This window comes from Bradyrhizobium sp., assembly GCF_035701725.1.
Taxonomy (GTDB): Bacteria; Pseudomonadota; Alphaproteobacteria; order Rhizobiales; family Xanthobacteraceae; genus Bradyrhizobium.
The window spans coordinates 1-6,935 of sequence record NZ_DASSRP010000033.1 but is presented as its reverse complement, the minus strand read 5'-3'; the positions used below and the strand labels follow the sequence as shown (position 1 = coordinate 6,935).

Here is a 6,935-nt window from a genome sequence, read left to right as displayed (position 1 = left end):
GCCTGCCGCTGCAAGGTGTCGTCGCCAATGGCGGAAGCGGTCCTGAGCGCGCCGTCGATGTCGCCCGCCTCGATGAAGCCCGGACGCTTCTTTTCTTCGCGGTTGACCCAGACGCCGGAGAGACAGTCCGCCTGCAACTCAACCCTCACCTGCAGCGCATTCGCCGCCGGGGTCCTGTTCCCGGCGGCCTGCTGCTGCGCCGTGACCTTCGGCAGAATGCCGAGCAGGTTCTGGATGTGATGCCCGGCTTCGTGGGCGATAATATAGGCCGCGGTGAACTTGCAAGCCGAACCCTGGCAGCCGTGGAATCTGGTCTCGACCTCGCGAAAGAAACCGGTATCGAGGAAGATCGTGCGATCCGGCGGACAGTAGAACGGCCCCATCGCCGATTGCGCCATGCCGCAGCGTCCGCCATTGGTGGCATTGCGGAACAACACGATCTTCGGGCCGGTATAGCTCTGGCCCGCCGCCTGGAAAATCTCGCTCCAGCGATCGTCGATTTCACCCAAAATGCCGGCGATCATGCGGCCCATCTCGTCGGTGGGCGCGCCGCGCTTGACGGTGCCCGACCGCCGGTCGGTCTGATAGGTCGGTGCCTGGCTGCCGCCGCCCGTGAGAATCTCCGCGCCACCGATCAGAATGCGGGGGTCGATGCCGAAGGCATAGCCGACCAGGCCGAGCACGATGATAGTGCCGATGCCGAGCCCGCCGCCACCGCCGATCGGCAAGCCAAAACCGCCGCCACCGCCACCAAAACCGCCACCGCTATCGTCACGACGGTCCTCGATGTCGTCGCTGCGGCGAAAATCATCGTAACGCATGGCCAATTTCCTCGTTGCGGTCTTACGGCGTCCGCCTCGCCGCACGGCGGCGAACACGGCAGAATTTTCTTCGTTACACGTCATAACCCGCCCGGCAAAAATTGCCTAGTGCGGGCGCGTTCGCATCTCACGTCCATTTTGCCGCGATGGGGCAGCTCAAACGCGAAATCCTAATTCCCTTTCATATTCCATCGCCTCGCCGATCACATCGCCAGCATCCGCAAAAATATCCGTCGATTGCGGGACTCGAATTTGTGGAATCGCGAGCAGTGAAAGAATTGCCCGGTTAAGTCGATTTTTACTTTGCCCCGTCAAAGTGGCGCCAGTCGGTTGTTTGGTCCCGCGTCGCCGACAGCGTCGCCTGAGTCAGAGTATTTGAGTCATGGTTGTGTCGCGTCGCGGGGCGTCTGCAAGGGCGCCCCGCACTAAATTTGAGTCCGAGCAAGATAGCCGCATCATTCTTGGCGATTGCGTCGCCGAGATGTCGAAACTGCAGGCCGGCTCTGTCGATCTCGTCTTCGCCGATCCGCCTTACAATCTCCAGCTCAAGGGCGATCTCAAGCGTCCCGACGAATCCCACGTCGATGCCGTCAACGACGACTGGGACAAGTTCTCCTCGTTCGCCGCTTACGACGACTTCACGCGCGCCTGGCTTTTGGCGTGCCGCCGCCTGATGAAACCGTCGGCCACGCTCTGGGTGATCGGCTCCTATCACAACATCTTCCGCGTCGGCGCCATCATGCAGGACCTCGGCTTCTGGGTCCTCAACGATATTGTCTGGCGCAAATCCAACCCGATGCCGAATTTCCGCGGCCGCCGCTTCACCAACGCGCACGAAACCATGATCTGGGCGGCGCGCGACGAGAAGGCCAAGGGCTATACGTTCAATTACGAGGCGCTGAAGGCGGCCAACGAGGACGTGCAGGCGCGCTCGGACTGGCTGATCCCGCTGTGCACCGGCGAAGAACGGCTCAAGGGCAAGGACGGCAAGAAGGTGCATCCGACCCAGAAGCCCGAAGGCCTTCTGGCGCGCGTGCTGCTGTCGTCGTCCAAGCCTGGCGATCTCGTGATCGATCCGTTCAACGGCACCGGCACCACCGGCGCGGTCGCCAAGCGCCTCGGCCGCCGCTACATCGGATTCGAGCGCGACAAGACCTATGCGGCCGCAGCCGAAGCCCGCATCGCCGCGGTCGAGCCGCTGCCGGAAGCAACGCTGGCGCCGTTCCTCACCGCGCGCGATGCGCCGCGCGTCGCGTTCTCCGAGTTGATCGAGCGTGGCATGATCTCGCCCGGCACCAAACTCGTCGATGCCAAGAAGCGCCATGGTGCGCTGGTGCGCGCCGACGGCGCGATCATGCTGGGCGACAAGGTCGGCTCGATCCACCGCATCGGCGCGGTGGCGCAAGGTGCGGAAGCCTGCAACGGCTGGACCTTCTGGCACGTCGAAACCAAACAGGGTCTCAAGCTGATCGATGAGCTGCGCGCGGAGATCCGGGCGGGCATGGCGGGCTGAGTTTTCTTTCATCTTCGGATGTCAAACCATCACTTCGCGGTCGTCCCTGCGAACGCAGGGACGACAACATTGGAAACGCACGCACCTTCGCCTTCCCGCGACGAAAATCCGCCCGAGTGATCCGAAATTGTGTCCCTCTTTAATCGCGACAAACGCGAGGCGTTTGCGCGGAGAGGGCGCAGGGAATGCCGGGTGATCGACTCACCCGCAGCCTCGGGTGCAAAAGAAAGCACACGAGTTAGTCACCACAGGTTCGCCGAACGATCCGGCATTCCCTGCGCGATGGCTTTACGGTTTCCTTCGGGCTCTCCCCGGTGAACGGGCTTTCTTGTCACCGTCCCTGCGTGATGCGAAGCATCATCGCAAGTTAGCACCAGCGTCGCGATGCCAGGACCACACGACTTCACCGTCCGCGACATGGCCACTCGTCAGTTGGCATGCCACGTCCATCGCATCCCGCACCCAACGCTCGTGACGATCGCGAAGCGCCCCTCTTGAATCGGGTGCGAGACGCGCGGGCTTCTAAAGGTGATTTGCCCGACGGCGCAAGCGGGATTTTACAAGAATGAAGGCTGAGCGTCGCCATGCGATTGAACGGATGTTCGAATTCGCGGTTTTGGCGTTAGGCCAGGGGCTCGTTGCAGCGGCCGCGCTTGACGCGCCCTCACCATTGCACGTGCCGCAATGCACTCCTCACAAACTCGTCGCTTGCCCTTTGCCGCGAAATTTGGCCACTCTCCGCGGCCATTGCGCCGCGCCCCGAGATTTCGCGGCAACAACGAAACGGGAGATCTGAATGCTCAAGTTCTATTTCAACGGCGCGCCGAACCCGGCCAAAGTCGCACTGTTTCTCGAAGAGAGCGGCCTTCCCTACGAGCTGATCCCGGTCGATACCCGCAAGGGCCAGCAGTTCAACCCTGAATTCCTCAAGGTCAATCCGAATGGCAAGGTGCCGGCGATCGACGACGACGGCATCTACGTTTTCGACAGCAATGCCATCCTGCTTTATCTCGGCGAAAAGACCGGCAAGTTCATGCCCGCCAACACGCCGCAGAACCACGCGCTGCTTTATTCCTGGCTGATGTTCATTGCCACCGGGCTCGGCCCGTATTCGGGACAGGCGGTGCATTTCAAGCATTTCGCGCCGAAGGATCTCGAATACGCGCACAACCGCTACCAGTTCGAGGCCAACCGTCACTACAAGATCCTCGACGACCACCTCGCCAAGAGCAAATACATGGTGGGTGACAGCTACTCCATCGTCGACATGGCGTTCTGGGGCTGGGTGCGCATGGCGCCATATATCCTCGGCGACGACGCCTTCACCAGGTATCCCAATGTGAAGCGGCTGTTCGACGAAATCTCAGGCCGGCCGGCGGCAGCGCGTGCGAGCACGCTGAAGGACAGGTTCACCTTCAAGACCGAGATGGACGACGAAGCCCGTCAGATCATGTTCGGCCATCTCAAGGCCAAGGTCGCCTGATCCCATCCGACGTCAGGAAACGGCGCCCTTTGCGGCGCCGTTTTTTCGTTTCAAGCATATTGGTTGCCGCCGCCTGTCAGTCGTCGACGACCGCGACCGCTTCGATCTCGACGAGCCAGCCGGGCCGCGCCAGCCGAGACACCACGACCAAGGTACTGGCGGGTGGACTTGCCACATTCACATACCGATCGCGGATCGCCCGCAGCTTCGGCACATCGTCCTGACTGACTTCAGCGACCAGGTAGATGTTCATCTTGACAACATCCGCCATCGTGCCACCGGCTGCCTCGATCGCGGTCTTCAAATTGCTGAACACCTGCTCGACCTGAGCCTCAAAATTGCCCTCGCCGATCAACTTGCCGGAGGCGTCGCTCGACACCTGGCCAGCCAGGTAGACCGTCGTTCCCCTGGCCTTCGCGATATGCGAGTAACCGGCCGGCGGCATCAGCGTCTTGGGACTGAGAAATTCCTTCGATGGCTTGCTCATGGGCTCCTCCGCGGGAAAGACGGGAGTATAGCCGACGTCAGTGACGAGTCACTGCGCTGCGCCGGTTTTGACGCCCGCGCCATCGCTCGCTCGATCCGGAAACTTGCCCAGCGCCTTTTCGGTCAGGACCGAGTCACAATATTCCCTGATCTCCTTGATTCTTCCGCCCTCGAGGCGAAACACCAGGCAATAGTCGTTGTCGTAGCGCACGCCCTCCCGCGTGACGTTGCAGCCTTTCGCCTCCACCGCGACACAGTCACCATCGGCAATGAAGCGATGCGCAATTGTTCGCGTCCGTTCCGCAAGCCGCGAACGAACGTGGCCATGCAGATCGCTGAGGATCGACTGCTTGCCGGTGAAGCTGCGCGACCACGAATATTGACCGGTCACGGTCCAGACCGCGTCGTCGGCGAGGCGTTCGACGAACAGCGCGCGATCGCGCATGGCGGGGTCCGGATCGCCGGCGGCGGCGAAAATCTGCTGGATCAGTCGCTTGTTGCTGGCGGTGTCGCTCATGGCGGCCTCTCGGGGTCAGATGAAACTCGGCCTGATCATGGGGCTATTCGCCGCTATTCTTCCAATCGATATGAGATATGATAATTATTCATTCCATGAATTTACATTCGCTTGACCTCAATCTGCTGGTGGCGCTCGACGCCTTGCTCAAGGAAGCCAGCGTCAGCCGTGCGGCGATGCGGATCGGCCTGTCTCAGCCGGCGGCGAGCCATGCGCTGCAACGGCTGCGCGAGGTGATCGGCGATCCGCTTCTGGTTCGCACCGGGGCGCGGATGGAACTGACGCCGCGCGCGCAAGGCTTGCGCGGGCCGCTCACGCAGGCGCTCGATCAGGTGCGCTCCCTGTTCACGCCGGATGAATTCGACGCCCGCCGCAGCGAACGGCATTTTCGCCTGATGATGCCGGATCTGGCCGTCGAACTGCTGATGCCGCCTTTGATGGAGAAAGTCACAAGACAGGCACCGGGGGTGACGATCGACGTCGTACCGTGGCGGGGGCCAGCGATCTTCACGGCCGAGTTTGCCCGCACGATCGATCTTATCATCTCGATCGGCGATGCCTTCAAGGGCTTTCACCGCCAGCGCCTCTACGTCGACAGCGACGCGCTCGCGGTGCGCAAGGGCCATCCGGTCGGCGTCAGGCTGAAGCAGCGCGGCGCATTCCTCGCGGCACGGCATGTCGCGGTCGTGATCCGCGGCCAGAACGAAGACCTGATCGACCACTGGCTGCGCGGCAAAGGCATCGAACGGCGCATCGCCCTGGTCGTGCCCGGCTATATCGAGGCGCTGCATGTCGCGGCGCGGACCGATCTCGTGGCCTTCGTGCCGCGCCGCTTGATCGCGGCTCTGGCGCGGCAATTATCCCTGAAAACCGTCACTCCGCCGCTCGATCCCGGCATCGACGAGCAGCACATGTTCTATCCGACCCGCGCCCAGTTCGATCCCGGATCGATCTGGCTGCGCAAGCTGATGCTGGAAACCGGCCGAGGGTTGGATCAGCGAAAGGGGTAGCGCGCCGAAGCCTTCGCCGCCCGTCCGTTCGCAGTTGCCCGCGCGCGCGCCTCGTGTCATGACACCTCCGCAGAGGGATAACATGACGGTTCTCATCGCCGGCGGCGGCATCGGTGGGCTGACGCTGGCGCTCAGCCTGCACCAGATCGGCGTTCCGGCCAAAGTCTTCGAAAGCGTTCCGCAACTGAAGCCGCTCGGCGTCGGCATCAATGTGCTGCCCCATGCCGTGCGCGAACTGATCGAGCTTGGCCTTTACGAGCGGCTCGATGCCGCCGGCGTCGCCACGCGCGAGCTCGCCTATTTCTCCAAGCGCGGCCGGCCGATCTGGAGCGAGCCGCGGGGGCTAGAGGCCGGCTACAAGTGGCCGCAGTTTTCGATCCATCGCGGCACCCTGCAACAGATCCTGCTGGAGGCCGCGATCGAACGGCTCGGCGCGGACAACATCCTGACCAGCCATCATCTGAACGGCTGGACCGAAACGCCGAGCGGCATTCGCGCTGGCTTCATCGACAAGGCGACCGGGAAATCCGCCGGCGATCACGAAGGCGCGGTCCTGATCGCCGCCGACGGCATTCACTCCGCCGTGCGCGAGAAGCTTTACCCCGACGAAGGGCCGCCGATCTGGAACGGGCGCATTTTGTGGCGCGGCGTCACCGCAGCCAAGCCGTTTCTGTCCGGCCGCACCATGATCATGGCCGGCCACGAGACGTTGAAGTTCGTCTGCTATCCGATTTCAAACCAGGCGGACCGCGATGGCAAATTCCAGATCAACTGGATCGCCGAACGGCACATGCCGCCGACCTATCAGTGGCGGCGCGAGGATTATAACCGCACGGCTCACCTTGAAGAATTTCTGCCGTGGTTTGCCGACTGGACATTCGACTGGCTCGATGTCCCGGCGCTGATCCGCAACTGCTCGCATGCGTTCGAATATCCGCTGGTCGATCGCGATCCGATCCCGCAGTGGACGTTCGGCCGCGTCACGCTGATGGGCGATGCGGCGCATCCGATGTATCCGATCGGGTCCAACGGCGCCTCGCAGGCGATTCTCGATGCAAGGGTGCTCACCCGAGAAATCCAGACGCATGGCTCGACGCCTGCGGCC

General features: G+C 62.5%; 7 protein-coding genes. 4 read left to right on the top strand and 3 right to left on the bottom strand.

What is annotated here, in order from left to right; genetic code table 11:
- Positions 1–821 (bottom strand): neutral zinc metallopeptidase (locus VFL62_RS01980; protein ID WP_325170701.1); only part of this gene is annotated, 821 nt, incomplete at its 3' end.
- 382 nt (positions 822–1,203) lie between these two features.
- Between VFL62_RS01980 and VFL62_RS01975 the strand changes: the two genes are divergently transcribed.
- Positions 1,204–2,334 carry a site-specific DNA-methyltransferase gene (locus VFL62_RS01975; protein ID WP_325170700.1) on the top strand — a complete coding sequence of 377 codons (1,131 nt, stop codon included), beginning with the start codon at positions 1,204–1,206 and terminating at the stop codon, positions 2,332–2,334.
- 796 nt (positions 2,335–3,130) lie between these two features.
- Positions 3,131–3,817, top strand: coding sequence for a glutathione S-transferase family protein (locus VFL62_RS01970; RefSeq protein ID WP_325170699.1), 687 nt, complete (start codon positions 3,131–3,133; stop codon positions 3,815–3,817).
- A 76-nt stretch (positions 3,818–3,893) separates the two neighbouring features.
- On the opposite strand, the gene VFL62_RS01965 is transcribed toward VFL62_RS01970, so the two are convergent.
- Entirely contained in the window at positions 3,894–4,304 is a 411-nt protein-coding gene (locus tag VFL62_RS01965; protein WP_325170698.1) for a RidA family protein, read from the bottom strand.
- Between the two features lie 48 nt (positions 4,305–4,352).
- Positions 4,353–4,820, bottom strand: a complete 468-nt coding sequence (locus VFL62_RS01960; RefSeq protein ID WP_325170697.1) for a nuclear transport factor 2 family protein — start codon at positions 4,818–4,820, stop codon at positions 4,353–4,355.
- Between the two features lie 95 nt (positions 4,821–4,915).
- On the opposite strand from VFL62_RS01960, the gene VFL62_RS01955 reads away from it, so the two are divergent.
- Complete coding sequence (locus VFL62_RS01955; RefSeq protein ID WP_325170696.1) at positions 4,916–5,830, top strand: LysR family transcriptional regulator; 915 nt, start codon at positions 4,916–4,918, stop codon at positions 5,828–5,830.
- A gap of 82 nt (positions 5,831–5,912) precedes the next feature.
- Positions 5,913–6,935 (top strand): flavin-dependent oxidoreductase (locus tag VFL62_RS01950; protein WP_325170695.1); only part of this gene is annotated, 1,023 nt, incomplete at its 3' end.

What these genes read in the sequence shown, in the direction of transcription:
- VFL62_RS01975 (WP_325170700.1), top strand. Translation starts at nt 1,204, where the DNA reads ATGGTTGTGTCGCGTCGCGGGGCGTCTGCAAGGGCGCCCCGCACTAAA.
- VFL62_RS01970 (WP_325170699.1), top strand. Translation starts at nt 3,131, where the DNA reads ATGCTCAAGTTCTATTTCAACGGCGCGCCGAACCCGGCCAAAGTCGCA.
- VFL62_RS01965 (WP_325170698.1), bottom strand. Translation starts at nt 4,304, where the DNA reads ATGAGCAAGCCATCGAAGGAATTTCTCAGTCCCAAGACGCTGATGCCG.
- VFL62_RS01960 (WP_325170697.1), bottom strand. Translation starts at nt 4,820, where the DNA reads ATGAGCGACACCGCCAGCAACAAGCGACTGATCCAGCAGATTTTCGCC.
- VFL62_RS01955 (WP_325170696.1), top strand. Translation starts at nt 4,916, where the DNA reads ATGAATTTACATTCGCTTGACCTCAATCTGCTGGTGGCGCTCGACGCC.